This is a genomic window from Reyranella humidisoli, from assembly GCF_019039055.1.
GTDB lineage: Bacteria > Pseudomonadota > Alphaproteobacteria > Reyranellales > Reyranellaceae > Reyranella > Reyranella humidisoli.
Genome location: NZ_JAHOPB010000001.1, coordinates 2,551,448 through 2,573,160, shown reverse-complemented (window position 1 = coordinate 2,573,160; position 21,713 = coordinate 2,551,448). Strand labels below are relative to the sequence as shown.

Sequence of the window (21,713 nt, the reverse complement as noted above, 5' to 3'; positions counted from 1 at the left end):
GGCCGATCCCGGAATGACCGTGTACGGGCAATTCGAACGCGGCGCCTCAGCTAAGCAAAGCCGGCGTGTCTACTGACTGGCGGCGGTCATCGTCTCACCGTGCCTCGCGTTCGATGATGGGATGTTGTTCATGCGCATCGCCCGCAATCCCCTGGCGCCGCTGGCGGCCATGCTCCTCGCAAGCACGCCTCTGTCGGCTCTTGCCGGCAACTGCAATGCGAGCGGCGGTCTGTTCTATCTCGGCAACACCAACAATGCGGCGAAGTCTGTCTGGCTGTCGGCGACAAGTGCAGGCTCCTTTCGGCTCACTGCGGCGCAAGGCAATACGACGGTCGACCAATGGTCCAAGGACAGGCGCGGACTGAACGTCACGCTTTCGCCCTTCGTCTCCAACGGCAGTGGCGGAACGCACAAGCTCTACGACACGACCGGCAACAAGGACTGCCTGCTCGACACCCAGAACCAGAAAGCCGGCCTCACGCTGCCGCCGCACATCTCCTTTCCCAACATCAGGCCGCCCGGCCTCGTGGTCCCGCCGATCGGCAAGCTGTTTCCCGGTTTCTCCCCGCTGACGCCCATGCTGCCGGGCGGCGTGAAGCCCCCGATCGGCACGCTGCCACCAGGCACCGGAACCGTCCCGATCACGCCCACGCGGCCTGTCGTTCCCACATTCCCCGGCGCCGTCACGCCACCGATCGGTATCCTGCCGCCCGTTACGGGCATCACGCCAACCCTGCCCGGCGCCGTGACGCCGCCCATTGGAACATTGCCGCCAGTGACCGGCATAACACCCGGCATGCCCGGTGGCGTGACGCCTCCCATTGGCACGCTGCCACCCGTGACCGGCATAACGCCCGGCATGCCCGGTGGCGTAACACCTCCCATCGGCACGCTGCCACCCGTCACCGGCATAACGCCCGGTATGCCCGGTGGCGTGACGCCTCCCATCGGAACGCTTCCACCCGTCACCGGCATAACGCCCGGCATGCCCGGTGGCGTAACACCTCCCATCGGCACGCTGCCACCCGTCACCGGCATAACGCCCGGTATGCCCGGTGGCGTGACGCCTCCCATCGGAACGCTTCCACCCGTCACCGGCATAACGCCCGGCATGCCCGGTGGCGTGACGCCTCCCATTGGCACGCTGCCGCCCGTCACCGGCGTGACACCCGGCATGCCGGGTGGCGTGACTCCCCCCATCGGCACGTTGCCCCCCGTGACCGGCGTGACACCCGGCATGCCCGGTGGCGTGACTCCCCCCATCGGTACGCTGCCACCCGTCACCGGTGTGACGCCCGGCATGCCCGGTGGCGTAACGCCTCCCATCGGCACGCTGCCGCCCGTCACCGGCGTGACGCCCGGCATGCCGGGTGGCGTGACGCCTCCCATCGGAACGCTACCACCCGTCACCGGCGTGACACCCGGCATGCCCGGTGGCGTGACTCCCCCCATCGGCACACTGCCACCCGTAACCGGCGTGACACCCGGCATGCCCGGTGGCGTGACGCCTCCCATCGGCACGCTGCCACCCGTCACCGGTGTGACACCTGGAATGCCCGGTGGCGTGACGCCTCCCATCGGTACGTTGCCCCCGGTGACCGGTGTGACACCCGGCATGCCCGGTGGCGTGACGCCGCCCATCGGCACACTGCCGCCCGTCACCGGCGTGACGCCCGGCATGCCCGGTGGCGTGACGCCCCCCATCGGTACGCTGCCACCCGTCACCGGTGTGACACCTGGAATGCCCGGTGGCGTGACGCCTCCCATCGGCACGCTGCCGCCCGTGACCGGTGTGACGCCCGGCATGCCCGGTGGCGTGACGCCCCCCATCGGTACGTTGCCGCCCGTCACAGGCGTGACGCCCGGCATGCCGGGTGGCGTAACGCCGCCCATCGGCACGCTTCCACCCGTCACCGGCGTGACACCCGGCATGCCCGGTGGCGTGACTCCCCCCATCGGTACGCTGCCACCCGTGACCGGTGTGACACCTGGAATGCCCGGTGGCGTGACGCCTCCCATTGGTACGCTGCCGCCCGTCACCGGCGTGACGCCCGGCATGCCGGGTGGCGTAACGCCGCCCATCGGCACGTTGCCGCCCGTCACCGGCGTGACGCCCGGTATGCCCGGTGGCGTGACTCCCCCCATCGGCACGCTGCCACCCGTCACCGGCGTGACACCCGGCATGCCCGGTGGCGTGACGCCGCCGATTGGGACACTGCCGCCGGGTGGCGGTGGGAGCGTGGTGGTCGTGCCGGGCCCTCCGGGTACGGTAACGCCACCGTCCGGCTTCGTGCCGGCGCCAGCCAGCGCAGCGCCCGCCCAGGGAGAGATGCTGCCACGTGACGACCGTCCGCTCGACTGTCCCGATCCTCGCAATCGCCGGCCCGGCGATACGGAGGGACGGCCCGATTGCGAACCGGCCGCGCCGCTCTGTCTCCCCAACCAGTGCCAGGCGACGGACTTCGGGGTGCCGGTCACGCCCGGCCGCGACCTCGGAGTCGGCACGGAGGCCGACTGGAATCTGTGGACCGATATTCGCGTGCTCAGCTCCAACGACGGACGCTACGGGCTAGACGTCGCCGGTTCGGCCCGCACGGCGACCGTCGGTCTCGATCGCAAGGTCAACGATCGTATCGTCGTTGGCCTGACGGCCACCTGGGAGGACAGCCGCAGCACGGGATATGGCGGCTTCTTCCAGGGCTCCTCGCGCGGCGTGACCGTCGGTCCCTACGCCGCCTTCGTCCTGTCGCCCAACTGGGCGATCGACGCGGCGCTGGGCTACAATCGAAGCAGCAACGACATGGGCCTGTCCGTGCTCGGGGGCACCTTCCAGTCGCAACGCCTGTCGGCCGCGGTCAACCTGCACGGACAATACGACGTCGAAGGCGTCACCGTGCGCCCGAGGCTTTCCGCAGGATATGCCCGCACGTTCAGCGACGGCTACGACCTCAATGCGACCGTCTTCGGCCAGCAGATCGGTGTCACCTTTCCCAGCGCCACCTACGACTATGGCGCCATCGAAGCGGCCGCCGAGATCAACCGGATGTTCGTCACGGCCAACGGCACGCGCATCATGCCGTACGCGGAGTTTGGCGCCGTCTACGAATACGCGCGTCCCAACGGCGGACAGATCCTGTCCAGTACCCTGCAGCTCGTCACGCCCTCGCCGTGGAGTTTCACCGTTCGCACGGGTGCCCGCGTGCTGCTGTCGGAGTCCGTGCTCCTCGAAGCAAGCGCCGGCTATCTCAGCTTCGGCCAAGGGGGCCTCGATGTGGTCGAGGGAAGAATTCATCTCTCGGTGTCGTTCTGACCGGGCCGGTCGACCGCTGCCGGAAAACGCGCGGTCACCGCACCGAATTGACTGCGCACGGTCAATTGCCGATCCCATCGCGCGCTATCAGGCAGGCTCTGCTCCGAAGAGGCTGGATCGATGAGAACGCAGCCATTTGATTCGCTCTTGCGCCGTTTGACCTTTCTGGTCGCGCTCCTGGTAGCCGCGCCGGCGGTCCATGCGGCCGAGGGCGGGCACGGCGTCTATCTTCTCGGCCTGCGCGGCACCAACGCCGGCATCACGCCGCCGCCTGGTGTCTATTTCGCCAACAATCTCTACATCTACAGCGGCGCCGCGACCGCGACGCAGACCGTGTTTCCGACGCTGGGCGGCCAGGCCGTCGCCAATGTGAATGCGACGGTGATCCTCGACCTGCCGAGCGTCATGTGGTCGACGCCGGTCGACGTACTGGGCGGCAATCTCGCCTTCTCCCTGCTGTGGCCGATCGGCGGCCCGACGGTGAATGCCGGCGCTCGCCTGTCGTCGTCCCTGCTGGGACTCTCGGCGGCCGGCGCGCAATCGGACTCGGTGTTCACGCTGGGCGACCCCGCGGTCTCGGCATCAATCGGCTGGCACGCGGGCAACTATCATTGGAACGCCGCGCTCACGGGCTTCGTGCCGGTCGGAAACTATCGCTACGGCGCCCTCGCCAACATCGCCAACCATCGCTGGGCGGCGGACGTGACCGGCTCCTTCACCTGGTTCGATCCGAAGATCGGGCTCGATCTCTCCCTCGCGGTCGGCGCCACCTTCAGCCAGGAGAACGCCGCCACGCAGTACAAGACCGGCGACGAGTTCCACCTGGAATGGGCGGTGACGCAGTATCTCAGCAAGGAATTCTCGATCGGCGCCGTCGGCTACTTCTACCGCCAGTTCACGCCCGACAGTGGCGCCGGCGCGGTCTTCGGACAGTTCATGGGACAGGTCGCCGCGGTCGGCGGAACGCTCGGCTACAACTTCAAGGTCGGCAACTACCCCGTCGCCGCGCGCGTGAAGGTCTATAGCGAATTCGCCGTCCGCAACCGGCTCGAAGGCACGGGTGGATTCTTCACCCTGTCGGTGCCGCTCTACGTCAACGGCGCGTCCGCGCGCGCGCCCGACTCGGCGAACTGACGAGGCGAACTGAGAAGGCGAACCAAGGGGGCGAACCGAGAGGGCGAACCCAGAGGACGAACGGACAAAGGCGCGCTTCACGACGCGAGCTCGCTCCCGCAGGAGACCGGCATGACAAAGCGATCGAACCTACTCTGCTCCACCGTCGCCATCGCGCTCGCAACGGCCATCGTGCCGTCGGCCTATGGACAGGAGAAACTTCCCTTCCCGCCGGTGCCGTCGGGCAGCAAGGCCGCCCGGACGATGCAGGAATCGACCTACCATCCCTTGCCCGTGCCCCGGCGGTTGCCCGCGGGCGCGCCCAACATCCTCATCATCCTGATCGACGATGCCGGTCCGGCGCTGCCGAGCACCTACGGCGGCGACATCAACACGCCGACGCTGTCCCGCATCGCCAACTCGGGCGTGTCCTTCAACCGCTTCCATACGACCGCGATGTGCTCGCCGACGCGGGCCTCGCTGCTGACGGGCCAGAACCATCACCGCGTCGGCGCGGGCCAGATCGCCAGCCTCGCGAACGACTGGGACGGTTACTCGGGGATGTGGCCGGCGACCGGCGCCTCGGTCGCCAAGGTGCTGGGCTACTACGGCTATGCCACCTCGGCCTTCGGCAAGTGGCACAACACGCCGCACGCGGACACCTCGCAAGCCGGACCGTTCGAACGCTGGCCGACCGGGCGCCTCGTGGGCTTCGACTACTTCTATGGGTTCCTGGCGGGCGAATCCTCGCAATGGGAACCGGCGCTGGTCGAGAATCTCAATCGGATCGAGACGCCGCACCGCAAGGGCTATCACCTGACGGAAGACCTGGCTGACAAGGGCGTCGCCTGGATTCGCCAGCAACGTGCGCTGGCGCCCGATCAACCGTTCCTGATGTACTGGGCGCCCGGCGGCGTCCACGCTCCACACCACATCTTCAAGGAGTGGGCAGACAAGTACAAAGGCCGGTTCGACGACGGCTGGGACGCCATGCGCGAGCGCGTCGTCGCGCGGCAGAAGCAGCAGGGCTACATCCCGGCGGATACAAGGCTGACGCCGCGCCCCGCGACGCTTGCGGCGTGGAAGGACATTCCCGAGAGCGAGAAGCCGTTCCAGCGGCGGCTGATGGAAGTCTTCGCGGGATTTGCCGAGCACACGGACACCCAGGCCGGACGGCTGATCGACGAGCTCGAGCGGCTGGGGATTCGCGACAACACGCTGGTCTTCTACATCTGGGGCGACAACGGCTCGAGCGCCGAGGGTCAGGGCGGCTCCATCAGCGAGTTCCTGGCGCAGAGCGGCACCGCCACCGAGATCAAGGACCATATCCGCGTCATGAACGAGCTAGGGGGCCTCGATGCCCTCGGCGGCGACAAGATGGACAACCACTATCACGCCGGTTGGGCATGGGCGGGAAGCGCGCCCTATCAGGGCACCAAGCTGCTGGCCTCGCACTTCGGCGGGACACGCAATCCCCTCGCGGTGTCCTGGCCCCGGTCGGTGAAAGCCGACGCCAAACCGCATCCGCAGTTCCATCACGTCAACGACGTCGTGCCGACGATCTACGAAGTCCTTGGCATCCCGGCGCCGAAGGAAGTCGATGGCGTGACGCAGGAGCCGCTGGACGGCACCAGCATGGTCTACGCGCTGTCGTCGGCCGAGGCGCCCGACCGCAAGAAGACGCAGTATTTCGAGATCATGGGAAGCCGCTCGATCTACCATGAAGGCTTCATCGCCTCCGCGCTTGGACCGCGCCTGCCCTGGCAGACCGGCATCGACCCGGCGATCTTCAAGTGGACCCCGGACAACGACGTCTGGGAACTCTACGATCTGAAGCGCGATTTCTCGCAGTCCGTCGATCTGGCAAAGCAGCAGCCGGAAAAGCTGGCCGAGATGATCAGGCTGTTCGACGTCGAGGCCAAGGCCAACCACGCCTATCCGATCGGCGGCGGCCTCTGGGTGGGACTGCATCCCGAGTACACGAAGCAGAACCCGGCCACGGAATTCCACTACACGGCCGACGTGGTCCGCATTCCGGAAGCCGGTGCGCCCAAGCTCGGACTGCGCAGCAGCCTGGTCACCATCGAAGCCGACCTGACGGCCGGTTCGGAAGGCGTCCTCTATGCCCTCGGCGGCTTCTCCGGCGGCCTCGCGGCCTGGGTCGACAAGGGCCGGATCAGCTTCGAGTACAATCTCTACGAGATCGAGCGGACGCGCATCGAGACCACCGGCGCCCTGCCGAGCGGCCGGGTGAAGATCGAGATCGAGTCACGGGCCGACCCCAAGGTCCGCAATGGGCCCATGGACGTGACGATCCGCGTCAACGGCACCGAGATGGCCCGGGGTCGTGTCCAGCGCACGACGGGATATGCAATGAGCGGCAACGACGCCTTCGATGTCGGGCGCGACAGCTACTCGCCCGTGTCGCCCGCGTACGCCGAGCGCGCGCCTTTCAAGTTTACCGGCAGGATCGACAGGCTCGACGTCAAATACCTGACCGCGAACTGATCGCGTCCGGGATACATGGATTTCGCTGAGGGGGACTGACCCATGTTCAAGCGCAGGCTTCTCGTCGGGGCTCTGGGCACCCTTCTGCTCGCCGCGCCAGCCCACGCCGGCCCGCCGGGAGCTGACGGGTCCGTCCTGCCGTTTCCGCCCGTGCCGTCGGCGAGCGTGGCGGCATCGACGCTGCAGGCGTCCAGGCACCAGCGCCGCGAGGAAGCGAGCCATCTGCCCGCCGGTGCGCCCAACATCCTGATCATCCTGCTGGACGATGTCGGCTTCGGCCTGCCCAGCACTTACGGCGGCGATATCCGGACGCCCACGCTCAGCCGGATCGCCGGAACGGGCGTGAGCTACAACAGCTTCCACACCACCGCGATCTGCTCGCCGACCCGCGCCTCGCTGCTGACCGGCCGCAACCACCAGCGTATCGGCGCCGGCACCATCGCCGAACGCGCGGTCGACTGGGACGGCTATGTCGGCGTGATCCCGAAGACCTCCGCGACGGTCGCCGAAACGCTGCGCCACTACGGCTACAAGGCCTCGGCTTTCGGCAAGTGGCACAACACGCCGGCGGACCAGACGACGGCGATGGGGCCGTTCGACCGATGGCCGACCGGGCATGGCTTCGACTATTTCTACGGCTTCGTCGCCGGCGAAACCTCGCAGTGGGAGCCGCGCCTGTACGAGAACACCACGCCGGTCGAACCGCCGCACGACGAGAAGTATCACCTGAGCGAGGATCTCGCCGAAAAGGCGGTGACGTGGCTCCGCCACCACCGCTCCTACGCGCCCGACAAGCCTTTCCTGATGTACTGGGCGCCGGGCGCCGGACACGGGCCGCATCAGATCTTCAAGGAGTGGGCGGACAAGTACAAAGGCCGGTTCGACGACGGCTGGGACGCCATGCGCGAGCGCGTCTTCAAGCGTCAGAAGGAGCTGGGCTGGATCCCGGCCGACACGGCGCTCACGGCGCGACCCGAGTCGATGGCGTCATGGGACAGCATTCCGGCCAGCCAGCGGCCCTTCCAGCTCCGGCTGATGGAAGTGTTCGCGGGCTTCGTCGAGCATGTCGATGTGCAGGCGGGCAAGCTCATCGACGAGCTCGAACGCCAGGGCCAGCGCGACAACACGTTGATCTTCTACATCTTCGGCGACAATGGCTCGAGCGCCGAGGGCCAGAACGGCTCGATCAGCGAACTGCTGGCGCAGAACCAGATCCCCAACACGGTCGAGCAGCAGATCGAGGCGCTGAACAGGATCGGTGGCCTCGATGCGCTGGGCTCGCCCAAGACCGACAACATGTATCACGCCGGCTGGGCGTGGGCCGGAAACACGCCCTTCCGGTACACGAAGCTCATTGCCTCGCACTTCGGCGGCACGCGCAACCCGATGGCGGTCTCCTGGCCGAAGAAGATCAAGACCGACGGCACGCCGCGCGGGCAGTTCCACCACGTCAACGACATCGTGCCCACCATCTACGAAACCGTCGGCATCACGGCGCCCAAGGTCGTCGACGGTTTCGTGCAGGACCCGATCGACGGCGTCAGCCTCGCCTACACATTCGACGACAGCCGCGCGGCGGGCCGCAAGACGACGCAGTACTTCGACAATAACGGCAGCCGCGGCGTCTATCGCGACGGCTGGTTCGCCTCGACCTTCGGGCCGCTCACGCCGTGGCTGACGGTGAGCCCCGGTCTCGCGACCTGGGATTCGTCGAAGGACGTCTGGGAACTCTACGACCTGTCGAAGGACTTCTCGCAGGCCAACGATCTGGCGACGAAGGATCCGCAGCACCTCGCCCGCCTGAAGGAGGTCTTCCTGGGCGAAGCGCGGGAGAACAAGGTGTTTCCGGTCGGTGCGGGCATCTGGCTGCGCATCCATCCCGAGGACCGTCTCAAGACGCCCTATACGAGCTGGCTGTTCGACGACACGACGACGCGCATGCCGGAGTTCACGGCGCCGGGACTGGGCCGCGAAAGCAGCCACGTCGCCATCGACGCCGAGTTCGGCAACGACGCGTCGGGGGTGCTGTATGCAATGGGCGGCGCCAGCGGCGGTCTCACCCTGTTCATGGATGGCGGCCAGCTCGTCTACGAATACAACATGATGATCATCGAGCGGTACACTGCGCGATCGGCGCAGAAGATCGCCGCGGGGCGACATCGCATCGAGGTCGACACGACGTTCATGGACAAGCGGCCGCTCTCGCCGGCCACCGTCGTCCTCAAGGTAGACGGTGTCGAGGTGGCGCGCACCACGGTCCAGCGCACGGTGCCGGCGGCCTTCACCGCCAGCGAGACGTTCGACGTCGGCGTCGACCTAGGTTCGCCGGTCTCGATGGCCTACTTCGACCGCCGGCCGTTTCGCTTTGGCGGCAGGATCCACAAGGTGGAGGTCGGGCTCCGCTGACCGCGGGCGTTTGGGCGTCGCGGATCGCCGCGTCAGCCTGGCCCGCAGCCGATCGGGATCGACGATCCTGATGCGACGGTAGGACATGTCGATGAACCCGCCTTGCGCAAGCGTGCGCAGGATGATGCCCGCCGTGTTCCGCGCGACATTGGCCATGGTGGCGAGTTCGGCCTGACCGACATCGATCTCCATCGGCTCGCCCCCCGTTGGCGTGGCCAGCCGGCAGCTGCCCAGTTGCAGCAGCATGGCGATGAAGCGCTTGGTATGGTCGCGGATCATGAGGTCGTCGCAGACCGAGATGGCGGTCTCCAGGTTGGCGAAGCCGACCAGCGCAAAGCTCCGCCACGCCATGGGATCCTCGGCAATGATCGCATTGATGGCGTGTAGCGGCAGATAGAGAAGTTCCGTGCTCCGCGTGGCCCTCAAACCGACCTGCCGCGGCTGGCCGCTGAATGCCGGCGCGCCGCCGAACCAGGCACCGGGAGTCAGGAAGTAGGCCATGTAGGGCCCGCGCTCGGCCGGCGCGATGTCGACGGCGAGACCTCCGCTCACCAGGCCGAACAGGCCGCCCGGCGGATCGCCCTTGCGGAAGATCGCGGCGCCAGCCTTGAAACTGCGCAGAATGCACCGGGCGAGCACCGCCTGCTGGAAGGATGCCGGCGTTCGGCTGAGCCAGCCCCCTGCAAGGACGATATTCCTAGGCCGGTCGACGTCGCTCATCCTGCCCCGCAGCCTTCCTGCCGAAACAAATCCGATCGGGCGCTCCCGTTCGAGGAGGCGATCGTCGATGCAGTCTTTGGCGGCCAGACTGATGATCGAATCAAGAGCGCTCCTTGACCCGTGTCAATCGGCAGCTCCCGGAATTTCAACCGGCAGTTCACCTGTGCGTGATCGCCGCTCCAGCGGCGGCGGATCAGGGCCGGCCGATCTCCGACAGGGCGCGCTGCAGCGGCTCGCCGGAGATCTGCAGCCAGCTGTGATGCATGGGATCGCCGAGTTGCAGGATCAGGAAGATCGCGCCGGTGACGGCGAGCGCGGAGAGGAACAGGCTCGCCACCACCGTGAGGTTGGGTGGCGCGAACACGCCGAAGCTCACGAACACCAGGAACAACCAGAAGATCAGCACGAACAGGAACGGCGCCGGCACCGTCGTGCCGGGATTTTCCCACAGCAGCCAGCGTTCGGCGTAGATCTGGTTGGTGATGCTGAGCGCCTGCGCCGCCAGCGCCGTGTGCCGCCGGTCGGGCAGCGTGAGCGACAGGATGGAATCGAGCAGCCGGTCGAGAAGATCGGCGGTGCCGCGCGAATCGCGGGACGGCGGCGGCGCGGCGGGAAACAGTTCCTCGCTCTTGCGGCCGGCATAGTCGCGCAGATGGACCCGGGCGGCGTCGGCCTCGGGCCCGTAGGCGCGCAGCATGTGGTCGAGCTGGATGATGTCGGAACCGAGCTTGGTCACGATGCCGGCATTGACGGAATAGGCGCCGTTGGCCGCCGACAGCATCAGCGCCAGAACCAGCGAGGTGAGCGACGCCACCACGGCCGCCGACAGCTTGACCACCGCGCCCGACTCCTTGGTCAGGTGATGGCTGGGCAGCGCGCGCGCCACATAGAGGCCGATCAGTCCGCCGCCGAACATTGCGATCAGCGCGAAGAGGCAGATGAGCAGGTACGAACGATCGAGCATCGACCTGCTTAACAGACGCGGGCGCCGCCGTCCGTTTCGCATCGAAGCAGCGCCATGTTGCCCGCCCCGACAGGCGGGACCTAGTATCGCCCCGCCGGATTGCTGAGGGAACGAAGATGGCTGCGCTGCTCAACGAAACCGACCTGATCGATCGCATCCTCGCGCACATCGACGGCAAGACAACCGACAAAGGGACAGTGGTCTGGCGCGAGCCGGTCGAGAACTATCATTCGCCCGAGCGGTTCGAGGCCGAGCTGCAGGTGCTGCGCCGCGTGCCGATGGCCTTCTGCCCCTCGGCGGCGCTGCCGGAGCCCGGCTCCTATATTGCGCGGACAACGGTGGGCACGCCGCTACTGGTGGTACGCGGTACCGACGGCGTGGTGCGCGGCTTCCGCAACGCCTGCCGTCATCGCGGCATGAAGCTCGAGGAAGGCGAGGGCTGCAAGCGCGCCTTCGCCTGCCCCTATCATGCCTGGACCTACGGGCTCGACGGCGCGTTGCGCCACATCCCGGGCGAGGACGGTTTCCCCGGCCTCGACAAGGACGCGCACGGGCTGGTGCCGGTCGCCGCGGTGCAGGAGCGGAACGGCATCGTGTTCGTGACGCAGGACGAGCCGCTGTCGGACGGCGCGCTGGGCGACCTCCCGGAAGTGCTGACCGACGACTACGTGCTGTTCAACAAGATCGAGTTCGACGACAAGGCGAACTGGAAGGTGCTGGGCGAGACCTCGATGGAGGGCTACCACATCAAGGCGCTGCACAATCAGTCGTTCTTTCCCTACGGCTACGACAACCTGAATGTCGTCGAGCTGCACGGCCGCAACTCACGCATCGTCTTCCCGTTCCGCCGCATCGAGAAGCTGCGAGCGATGCCGCGCGAGGAATGGAGCACGCAGGGCCGCATCACCGACGTCCACCAGCTCTTCCCCAACACCCATGTCAGCGTGCTGTCGAGCCACGCGATCCTGATCATCCTCGAGCCGGTGTCGCCGTCGGAGACGCACTGGGTCGTCTACCAGCTCGCGCCGCGCATCAAGAACGGCAAGCCGCTCGACATCGAGCAGGCCCGCAAGGATGCCAACTTCGTGCAGGAGAGCGGCATCCTGGAAGACCGCCACGCCGCCCGCGAGATCCAGCTTGGCCTCGCCTCGGGTGCCAACACCCACTTCACCTTCGGCCATTACGAGCAGGCGATCGGCCACTTCCATCGCCATCTCACCGAGCATGTGGAGATGCTGAAGGCTCAGACTCCTCTCCCCCGCTAGGGGGGAGAGGAACATGAGGGGCTCTGGCGGCGGGCGGTGGAATCGCGTAGGGCCCTGCGCTCGCATCCACAACTCCCATCCGAGGTTCGCATGATCCACACGCTCGTCGTCGGCCAGTTCAGCAAGATGCTGGGCAATCTGGTCGAGATCCTGAACGAAGCCGACAAGTATGCCGGCGAGAAGAAGTTCGACGCCGCCGTCCTGCTGCACGCGCGCCTGGCGCCCGATCAGTTCGACCTGATCCAGCAGGTCCGGATCGCCTGCGACACCGCCAAGCTCGGCGCCGCGCGTCTGGCCGGCACCGAGAAGGACGCGCCGGTCCACGCCGACACCGAAGCGACGCTGGCCGAGATCAAGGCGCGCATCGAGAGCACCGTCGCCTACCTGAAGAGCTTCACCGCCCAGTCGTTCGCCGGGGCTGCCGAGCGGCGGATCACCCAGCCGCGCTGGAACGGCAAGTCGCTGTCGGGCGAGGAGTTCCTCGTCCAGCACGTCATTCCGAACTTCTATTTCCACGTCACGACGACTTACGCGATCCTGCGCCACAACGGCGTCCCGGTCGGCAAGAAGAACTATCTGGGCGCGATGCCCTACCGCGAAGCGGCGTAACGATCGGACGCGCGACCCTTTCATGCTCCTCTCCTCCGATAGGGGGAGAGGAATATGAGATTCTAGTCTCGCGGCACTTCCTTGGTCAGGATGGTGACGCTGCAACCTCGGGGGAGCGTTGTGAACCTTTCAGTCTTGGGACTTATTGCCGCCGGCATGATCGCGGGAACGGCGGCGGCGCAGCCGGTTCCGATCATCGAAGGGAGCAGCCATCGCGAGCTTCAGGAGAAGTTCTGCGCGGCCAATCCCAACATCGAGCATGTGCTGATCGGCCCGGCGACTCTGTTTGTCGATTCGCAGCAGATCATCTGCGACAACGGACCCTACAAGCTCTACCGGATCGTCAACGCACAGGACACCGACGACTTCGACTATTTCCTCGATCCGCCCTTCTACGCGCACGGCAAGCGGCTCGGTTGCGACGGCAAGGCCGGACGCTCGATGCGGACCGTCGCGCTGAACTGCCGGCCGCTTTAGGGCGATGAGACGGCGGACGCTCCTCGCCGCTGCAGCGCTGGCCTCCCCCCTCGCCACCGGCCGGGCGGCGCGCGCGGCCGGATTCACCGTCGGCTTCGTCTATATCGGCCCGCGCCTCGACTGGGGCTGGAACCAGTCGCATGCCGTCGCCGCCGTCGAACTCGCGCGACTGCCGGGCGTGCGGCTGGTCGAGGCACCCTACCTGCCCGAGAGCACGGACTATGGAAGCGGGCGGGACGATGCCGAAACGCGTGCCTATGCGCGCGCACTGAATGGGCTGATTGGCGCCGGCGCAGACATCGTGTTCTCCACAGCCTTCGACAACGACCCGTTCCTGCGCACGGCGGCGCAGCGGTATGCCGGCATCCCCTTCCGGCAGGCCTCGCTGCTTCCGCTGAAGGAGCGACCGGGCCGGCTCGGCAGCCAGAATGCACTGATCCACGAGGGGCATTATGTGAACGGCGTCGCAGCCGGGCTCAGCACGCGCACCAATCGGCTGGGCTTCGTGGCCGGCCTGCCGCTCGGCGCCGTGCTGCTGAACGTGAACGCCTTTCTGCTGGGCGCGCGCCGCACCAATCCGCAGGCGAGGGTTCACGTCACCTTCACCGGAGGCTGGGAGGATGCGACGCGTGACGCCGCGGCGACCAATGCGCTGATCGATGCGGGCTGTGACGTCATCACCTGCCATCTCGATGCGCCCGCGCCCATCATCGCGACGGCCGAGAGTCGTGGCGTCCGCAGTTGCGGCCACGCCTTCGATCAGGCGCCGCTCGCGCCCCGCGGCTATATCACCGGCGCCGACTATCACTGGACCGCGATGTTCCGCGGCTTCGTCGAGACCTGCCGCGGCGGCGGTGCCCTGCCCGACTTCGTCACCGGTGGCTACGACAAGGACTACGTGCGCTCGAGTCCGTTCGGTGCCGGTGCCAGCCCGGAGGCGATCGCGGCGGCCACGCGCGCCATCGCCGCGATGAAGGAAGGCCAGCCGATCTTCACCGGACCGCTCGACGACAACCGGGGGCGGCGAGTCCTCGCGGCAGGCACCACGCTCGGTGCCACGGCAGAAGCCCTCCAGCGCACCGACTATCTGCTCGACGGAGTCGTCGGCTCGCCCCCCTGATCGCATCGCTGATGCAAACACATAGCGTTTGCGACGGCATACTCTTCCATCGATGCATCCGCGTTGCTGAATGGCCGGTACTTCGGCTCAAGATGCATAGGGCAATGAGCGAGTTGTGATAAGGGAACCCGCGCCCGCATGCGTTCCTGACTCAAGCTCAACTCAACGGAGAATCTGGCATGACCACTTTCATTGTCTCCACCCTGGATGACGCCGGACCGGGTTCGCTCAGGGCCGCGATCACCGCACTCAACTCCAGCAATGCAGCCAGCAACTCGATCGTCTTCACCGTGGCCGGCGAGATCGTTCTGGCAAATTCCCTGCCCACCATCCTGAAGCCGGTCACGCTCGACGGCATGACCGCGCCGGGCTTCGCGGCGCTGGGCGTACCGACCGTCGAGATCAACTTCGGCGGGAACGCCGGTCTCACCTTCTCGGGCGCGTCGGACGGTTCGGCCGTATTCGGCCTCGCGCTGGGCAATTCCGGCAGCAACGGCATCACGCTCAACAGCTCCGGCATCACGCTGAACGCCAACTACATCGGCATCCATGCCAACGGCACCGCTTTCGGCAACGCGCTGGACGGCATCCACGTCAATTCGACCTCGTCCGGCAACCTGATCGGCCTCAACCCCGAGAGTCATCCGGACACCGTCACGAACGTCATCTCCGGCAATGGCGGCAACGGCATCGCCTTCTGGGGATCGTCGGACAACACTGTGGTCGGCAATCGCATCGGCACGGATGCCGATGGCACCACGGCCGTGGCCAACGGCCAGAACGGCATCCTGATCACCAACGGCGCGCACGACAACATGATCGGCGGCACGGTCTACGTCGATTCGTCGACCGGCCAGGCCAACGATCCGACCGGCAACAAGGGCACCATCGTCCCGCCGGTGCTCGTGACGCCGCCGCTCGGCAACCTGATCTCGGGCAACGGCCAGAACGGCGTGCTGATCCAGAACGGGTCCGAGAACAACGTGCTCAGCGGCAACTTCATCGGTACCGACGCCGACGGTACCGCCGCCATCGGCAACGCCGGCGACGGCGTTCAGATCCTCAACGCCGACAACAACGCCCTGCTGGGCTGCGACTTCTATACCGAGCCCTTCGTCTACTACAACGTGCTGAGCGGCAATGGCGGCAACGGCGTCCACATCACCAATTCCGACAATGCCACGATCCAGGCCAACTTCTTCGGCATCGGCGCCGACAATGCGACCACGGTCGGCAACGCCCTGAACGGCATCCTGGTCGACGGCGATTCGCGCGACACCACGGTCGGCGGCGTCATCCCGCTCGGCAACGTCTCGGCCGGCAACGGCCAGAACGGCATCTACGTCACCGATACCGCCAGCGGCTTCACGACCTTCAACACGTTCGGCGGCCTGCTCGCCTTCCAGGGCTCGGCGCCCAACGGCAACAACGGCATCCTGATCGATTCGACGGGCGGCAACATCCTGCTCCGCACCAACGTCTTCTCCGGCAACACCAACAACGGCATCGAGATCACCGGCGACGCCTGGGGCGTCACCGTCGATCCCAACATCATCGGCCTGAATACGACGGGCACCAGCACGACCGTCGATACCGGCATCGGCATCCCGAGCATGGCCAACGGCGGCAGCGGAGTCGTGATCAGCGGCAACGCCCACGACAACATCATCGGCGGCAACAACGGCTCGGTGATCCCGCAGAATACCTTCTCGAACAACGCCGGCTACGGAATCGAGATCACGGGCAGTGCCTACAACAATCAGGTCCTCAACACCGCCATCGGCACCAACTCCCTGATCACCAGCGGCTTCGGCAACGGCCAGGGCGGCATCCTGGTCTCGACCACCGGCACCGGAAACCTGATCGGCGGCGTCGAGGCGAGCCCCGACGAGCCGCGCGCCAACTACATCAGCGGCAACACCGGCAACGGCATCACGCTCGCCGCCGGCGTCACCGGCACGCAGATCGTCGACAATGTCATCGGCGAGAACTCGGTCGGCGCGCCGCTCCCCAATACCGGCGCGGAGATCGACGACGAAAGCGGCGCGACCAACTTCATCGTGGGCAACGTCCCCGGACCGACGCCGCCGGGCACACCGCCGGACATCACCTCGAACGGCGGCGGACCGACCGCCAGCATCACCATGGTGACCAGCCAGACGCTGGTGACGACCGTCACCGCCGTCGACGTGGATCCCGGCCAGACGATTTCCTACGCCATCACCGGCGGCGAGGACGCGGCGCTGTTCCAGATGGTCGGCGGCAACCAGTTGAGCTTCATCACGGCCCCCGACCTCAGCGACCTGCCGCCGGCGGGGGCGACGCCGGGCTACCAGGTGACCGTCTCTGCCGCCGACACCGTCGATGCGTTCTCAAGCCAGCACATCACCGTCTGGGTCTCGGCCAATCCGGTCCTGACGGCCGGCAGCGTCAGCTATTACGACGCGATCGGCGGCGTCTATGTCGACCTGCCGGCGCAGATCGGCCAGCGCGGCGACGTCGATGCAAGCTACTGGAACGGACCGTCCACGGTGACGCCGATCGCCGTCGATTACTTTGCCGGCGGCATCCGCAATGCGACGGGCTCGGCGTTCGATGACCTGCTGGTCGGCGGCAACACCAGCGGCCGCCTGGACGGACTGGACGGCGACGACCTGCTGTACGCCAGCAGCGCACAGGCGGCGGCCGATGCGAGCGCCGTTACGGTGCTGAACGGCGACGGCGGCAGCAACGCCCTCTACGGGGGCGGTGCCTTCAACACCTTCCTGCTGGGCAACGTCGACGACGACGGCGTCAACCAGGTGTGGGGCGGCGCGTCGCAGATGGCGGGCGTTACGGGCTTTGCAAACAACACGATCTCGTTCGCCGAGATGGCGGTCGGCCGCAGCGTCTATGTCGACCTGCTCAACGGCCACAACGCCTATGTCAACGACGGCGCCAACAACGACGGCATCTTCACGCTCGAAGCCTCGATCGTGAACGTGCCGAACGTCATCGGTTCGTCCGGCGGCGACGTCATCATCGCCGGCAACGATGCTTCCGTCATCGACGGCGGCGGCAGTGCCGACGCGCTCTATGCCGGCGCCGGCGCCGACACCTTCGTTTACGCCGACTACCTCGACAGCAACCTGGTCACGGGATACGACACGATCGTCGGATTCCAGCTCGGCAGCGACAAGATCGACCTCTCGGCGCTCGGCATCACCGCCGACAATCTGCTGATCCAGACGTCGGGCACGTCGAACACGATCTACGTCGAGCACGATCCGGGCGTCTTCAACGCCAACACGGATCTGGCCCTGATCGCGATCACCACCACGACCGGCGGGCTTCAGCTCTCCGACTTCATCCTCTGACGCCGCGGCGTCGGAGGAGACGGTCAACGGCAGCGGTCAGGCAGCGCGAGGCCTGACCGGCGCCGGGCGGGCGAGCTGGCGGGCCGTCAGCTCGACCAGCCCCTCGAGGTCGAACAGGGACATGCAGTTGTCGACCTTGCGGCAATCGCCGTAGCAGCCCAGGCAATCCAGCGTGTCGACCGAACTCTTGAGCACCAGTCCGTCGAAATCGGCGAGCTCGGCCGAGCTGGTCGGGCCGACGAGGCAAACGGTCGGCAGGCCGATCGCGGTGGCGATGTGCAGCGCCAGCGTGTCGCCGCACAGCAGCGCATCGACCTGTCGCAGCACGCCGACGAACTCCGGCACCGAGTGCGATGTGAGCGCCGACCGTACCGGCGTGCCGGGGCCGCAGGCTGCCAGGATCGCCTCGGTCTTCGCGATCTCGGCCGGACCGCCCACGAGCAGGATATCGGCGTCGAGCCGCTCGTGCGCGAGTCGGGCGTAGGCCGCGATCTGGTCGGCCTCGAGCATCTTCTTGGGCCAGCGGGCGCCCGAGCCGACGTTGATCGCGATGCGGCGGCGCGTGCTGCCGGCGAACAGGTCCGCAATCCAGCCGGCCGCGTGGTCGAGATGCTTCCGCTCGACCGTGAGGCGTGGCGGCTCCAGCGGCCCCTCGACGCCGACGATGTCGAGCATCAGCTTCTGGTAGCTCTCGGTGTTGGCGCGCTTCAGTCGGTCGAAGGCCGCCATCTCCAGCCAGCGCTCGGCGGCGCGGTTGCCCGGACGCAGGCGGCCGTCCTTCATCGAATAGCCGACGACCGGATGCGCGGGCCGCGCCGTGGTGGCAAGCGAAGCCGTACTGTGGTCGTTCGACAGCGCATAGACATGGTCCCAGCCGCCCTCGGCGATGCGCGCCAGCCCGTCGACATTGAGCGGCACCACCTCGTCCACGCCGTCGATCATGCGCACGATCTCGACCGCCTCGGGCCGCGTGATCCAGCAGACGTAGGGTCGCGGATGCAGCCTGTGGAGGATCGGGACCAGGCTGCCGGTCCGCAGCACGTCGCCCAGCGCATCGAGCTTGACGATCAGCACGCGGCAGCCGAATTCATCGGCGCGGGTGCAGGTCGGGCACTCCATGCCCTCGGTTTTGTTGAAGATGCAGGGTTTCGAACCCTTATAGTGTCGGCAATGAAAGTTGATCATGACCAGCAAAGGGCTCGAACACGGGGGCGGCGGCGCGGGCTACTGCTGAGGGCAGTGCCCGTCTTTGTCAACTCGCGCCGGGGCCACCGTGGCGGACGCTGAGCGACTTTCGGCGGAAACGCCGATCGAGGAGGTGCGCGCGCGCCTCTCCTCCGACGAGGCCGCCGCCGCACTTTCCGTCGAGGACCTGCTGGTTGCCTCCGAAGTCGCCTATGTGAACCGCGACCTTGCGACGTCGGTTCGAGCCATGACGCTGCTGGTGGCGCGCGATCCGGACTCGGCGCCGTTCCATCACCGTCTGGCCGTCCTGCTGTTCGAGAGCGGCGATGCGGCAGGCGCGGCGGAAAGCGCCGCCCGCGCCGTCGCCTACGATCCGGGTCTCGAGCCCGCCCACGACCTCCACGTCCAGGCGCGCCTCCAGGCGGGTGACGTCGAGGGCGCGCTTGCCGCCGCCGAAGCCCGGGCGACGCTGTGCGGCCCGAGCCAGGCCGCCCAGTTGCAGAGGGCGCGGCTGCTGGTCCAGGCGAACCGGATCGAGGAGGCCCTGCAGGCGGTCCACTCGGTCAACGATGCCGGAACGCCCACCGAGGAGAGCCTCCTGATGGAGATCGAGCTCGCCTATCGCTCGGGCGACCTCCATGCCGCCTCCAGCGCCGCGGCGCGGGCGGCGCGGCTGTGGCCCGACGCGGCGGCGCCGCGCGACAAACTCGCCCGCATCCTGTTCGAGCTCAGCCATCACGGCCGGGCGATCCCGCTGCTGCTGCGCCTGCGCGAGGAGCAGCCGGACGACGCCTCGGTCTGCCACCTGCTGGCAGCCTCCTATGCCTCGATGGGCAAGAACCGGCTGGCGCTGGACGAGATCCTCCACGCGCTGCGCATCGATCCGGAGAACGGCGAATACCTCTACATGGCGGGCGTGCTGTCCAACCGGCTGGGCGAGCGCGAACAGGGCATCCGCTACCTGCGCCAGGCGTTGGCGGCCTCGCCCGACAAGGCCGAGATCCATGTCGAGCTGGCGCATGCGCTGGCCCATGCCAACGAGGACGAGGAAGCGGTCGAGGTGATCGACCGGGCGTCGCAACTGGCCCCCGCCAGCACCAGCGTGCGCGACCTGCGGCTCTTCCTGCTGGCCAAGCGCTCGGGGCGCGAGCCGGTCGCCTATGCCGGTGGGTCGGGCCTGTTCCCGCCCATGCCGCGGGCGCCGTGGCGCGACCGGCCGGCACGACCGCCGTCCCGTTTCGCGGCGGTCCGCGACCAGCTCGTCACGCAGGCGCGCGTGCTCACGGCGCTGGTGCTGCGCGACTTCCGCCATCGCACGGCGCAGGGCCGCTTCGGCTTCCTGTCGCTGTTCATCCCGCAGGCCATCAATATCGTGACCCTGGGCATCGTGCTCAGCCTGTTCAACGGCGGCATGCCACCGATCGGCGGGCACCTGTTCTTCTTCTATGCGACGGGCGTCATGCCCTTCTACCTGTTCATCCACGTCATCGATCATTCGCAGAACCTGTTCCAGGACAATATCGGCGTCCTGCAGGTCCCCGTGATCGCCCGTCTCGACCTCGTGCTGGCGATGGCGCTCACCGAGCTGCTGATCGGCTTCACCGTGATCGTGGTCACGTTCGGCACCTTCGAGCTGATCTCCTACGGCCCGCGCACGGACAGCCACATCGAGGCGGTCTATGCCACTTTGGCGGTCTGGCTGTTCGCGCTGGGGCTCGGCCTGATCAGCGCGGTCATGAACAACCTGTGGCGGCCGTGGGCCAACGGCTGGATGATCATGCAGCGCTTCCTCTACGTCGCCTCGGGCGTGTTCTTCCTGCCGCAGAGCATGCCGGAATGGATCCGCGAGCCGCTGTCCTGGAACCCGCTGCTGCAATGCATCGAGTGGTTCCGGACCGGCTTCTTCCGCGACTACGATCCGCCGTGGCTCGACAAGACCTACATCTTCGCCGTCGCCTTCGGCACGGTGCTGGTGGGCCTGATCCTCGAACGGGCGCTGCGCCGGCGCATGAGGACTCAATGATCCGCCTCGAGGGAGTGAGCAAGAGCTACGCCGTGCCCGGCGGGCGCCACGTCATCCTCGACGATGTGAGCTTCGAGCTGCCGCCGCTCAGCCGCATCGGCATCTTCGGCGTGAACGGCGCCGGCAAGTCCGCCCTGCTGCGCCTGATCGCGGGCAGCGAGATGCCCGACCGCGGCCGCATCGTGCGCGAGGGGCGCATTTCGTTTCCGGTCGGCTTTACCGGCACCTTCCACCCCCACCTCTCGGCCCGCGAGAACGTGGCGTTCCTGGCGCGGATCTACGGCATGAACCACGGCGAGGTCAGCGCCTGGATCGAGGAGTTCGCCGAGCTCGACCGCTATTTCGACATGCCGGTCGGCACCTACTCGTCCGGCATGTTCGCCCGCATCGCCGTCGCCACCAGCTTCGCCTTCGATTTCGACCTCTACCTGGTCGACGAGGTGATCGAGGTCGGCGATGCGGCCTTTCGCCGGAAGTGCGCGGCCGCCTTCGGGGAGCGTATGCATGCGGCCTCGCTGATCCTGGTTTCGCAGCATGTCGAGACGATCCGCCAGTACTGCAACCTCGGCGCGGTCCTGCATCGCGGCAGGCTCAGCGACTTCACGACGATTGACGAGGCTCTCGAGACCTACGAACGTTCGCTCCGGGCGACGTGAC

The 21,713-nt window shown here is 67.2% G+C and carries 14 protein-coding genes; 11 read left to right on the top strand and 3 right to left on the bottom strand.

Annotation, left to right across the window (positions count from 1 at the left end; translation table 11 throughout):
- The first annotated feature begins 130 nt into the window (after positions 1-130).
- The 4 genes from KQ910_RS12350 to KQ910_RS12335 all read left to right on the top strand — a co-directional run bounded on the left by KQ910_RS12350 (position 131) and on the right by KQ910_RS12335 (position 9,337).
- Complete coding sequence (locus KQ910_RS12350; RefSeq protein WP_216960298.1) at positions 131-3,310, top strand: autotransporter outer membrane beta-barrel domain-containing protein; 3,180 nt, start codon at positions 131-133, stop codon at positions 3,308-3,310.
- Positions 3,311-3,457: 147 nt separating this feature from the next.
- Positions 3,458-4,444 carry a SphA family protein gene (locus KQ910_RS12345; RefSeq protein ID WP_216960295.1) on the top strand — a complete coding sequence of 329 codons (987 nt, stop codon included), beginning with the start codon at positions 3,458-3,460 and terminating at the stop codon, positions 4,442-4,444.
- A gap of 111 nt (positions 4,445-4,555) precedes the next feature.
- Entirely contained in the window at positions 4,556-6,931 is a 2,376-nt protein-coding gene (locus KQ910_RS12340; protein WP_216960292.1) for an arylsulfatase, read from the top strand.
- Positions 6,932-6,973: 42 nt separating this feature from the next.
- Positions 6,974-9,337, top strand: a complete 2,364-nt coding sequence (locus KQ910_RS12335; RefSeq protein WP_216960289.1) for an arylsulfatase — start codon at positions 6,974-6,976, stop codon at positions 9,335-9,337.
- Here the strand turns inward: KQ910_RS12335 and KQ910_RS12330 are convergent.
- Entirely contained in the window at positions 9,248-10,057 is an 810-nt protein-coding gene (locus tag KQ910_RS12330; protein ID WP_216960286.1) for a Crp/Fnr family transcriptional regulator, read from the bottom strand. The genes KQ910_RS12335 and KQ910_RS12330 overlap by 90 nt on opposite strands.
- 193 nt (positions 10,058-10,250) lie before the next feature.
- On the bottom strand, positions 10,251-11,021 hold the full coding sequence (locus tag KQ910_RS12325; protein WP_216960283.1) for a bestrophin-like domain: 771 nt from the start codon (positions 11,019-11,021) through the stop codon (positions 10,251-10,253).
- Positions 11,022-11,137: 116 nt separating this feature from the next.
- Here KQ910_RS12325 and KQ910_RS12320 point away from each other — a divergent pair, with 116 nt between their 5' ends.
- The 5 genes from KQ910_RS12320 to KQ910_RS12300 all read left to right on the top strand — a co-directional run bounded on the left by KQ910_RS12320 (position 11,138) and on the right by KQ910_RS12300 (position 17,848).
- A complete protein-coding gene (locus KQ910_RS12320) occupies positions 11,138-12,286 on the top strand; it encodes an aromatic ring-hydroxylating oxygenase subunit alpha (protein ID WP_216960280.1) in 1,149 nt (382 codons plus the stop codon).
- Positions 12,287-12,376: 90 nt separating this feature from the next.
- The gene (locus tag KQ910_RS12315; protein ID WP_216960278.1) at positions 12,377-12,895 is read left to right on the top strand and encodes a DUF1993 domain-containing protein; all 519 of its coding nucleotides are present in this window, start codon (positions 12,377-12,379) and stop codon (positions 12,893-12,895) included.
- 120 nt (positions 12,896-13,015) lie between these two features.
- Entirely contained in the window at positions 13,016-13,372 is a 357-nt protein-coding gene (locus KQ910_RS12310; protein WP_216960276.1) for a hypothetical protein, read from the top strand.
- A 4-nt stretch (positions 13,373-13,376) separates the two neighbouring features.
- Positions 13,377-14,492: a BMP family ABC transporter substrate-binding protein gene (locus KQ910_RS12305; protein ID WP_216960273.1), complete on the top strand. Its 1,116-nt coding sequence runs from the start codon at positions 13,377-13,379 to the stop codon at positions 14,490-14,492.
- A gap of 179 nt (positions 14,493-14,671) precedes the next feature.
- Positions 14,672-17,848 (top strand): beta strand repeat-containing protein, encoded by a 3,177-nt coding sequence (locus KQ910_RS12300; protein WP_216960270.1) that lies wholly within the window; start codon positions 14,672-14,674, stop codon positions 17,846-17,848.
- 36 nt (positions 17,849-17,884) lie between these two features.
- Here the strand turns inward: KQ910_RS12300 and KQ910_RS12295 are convergent, their stop codons facing one another.
- A complete protein-coding gene (locus KQ910_RS12295; protein WP_216960267.1) occupies positions 17,885-18,967 on the bottom strand; it encodes a glycosyltransferase family 9 protein in 1,083 nt (360 codons plus the stop codon).
- Positions 18,968-19,121: 154 nt separating this feature from the next.
- On the opposite strand from KQ910_RS12295, the gene KQ910_RS27215 reads away from it, so the two are divergent.
- Positions 19,122-21,056 carry a tetratricopeptide repeat protein gene (locus KQ910_RS27215; RefSeq protein ID WP_216960264.1) on the top strand — a complete coding sequence of 645 codons (1,935 nt, stop codon included), beginning with the start codon at positions 19,122-19,124 and terminating at the stop codon, positions 21,054-21,056.
- Positions 21,053-21,712, top strand: a complete 660-nt coding sequence (locus KQ910_RS12285) for an ABC transporter ATP-binding protein (protein ID WP_216960262.1) — start codon at positions 21,053-21,055, stop codon at positions 21,710-21,712. The genes KQ910_RS27215 and KQ910_RS12285 overlap by 4 nt, the downstream gene beginning before the upstream one ends.
- Position 21,713 lies beyond the last annotated feature (1 nt).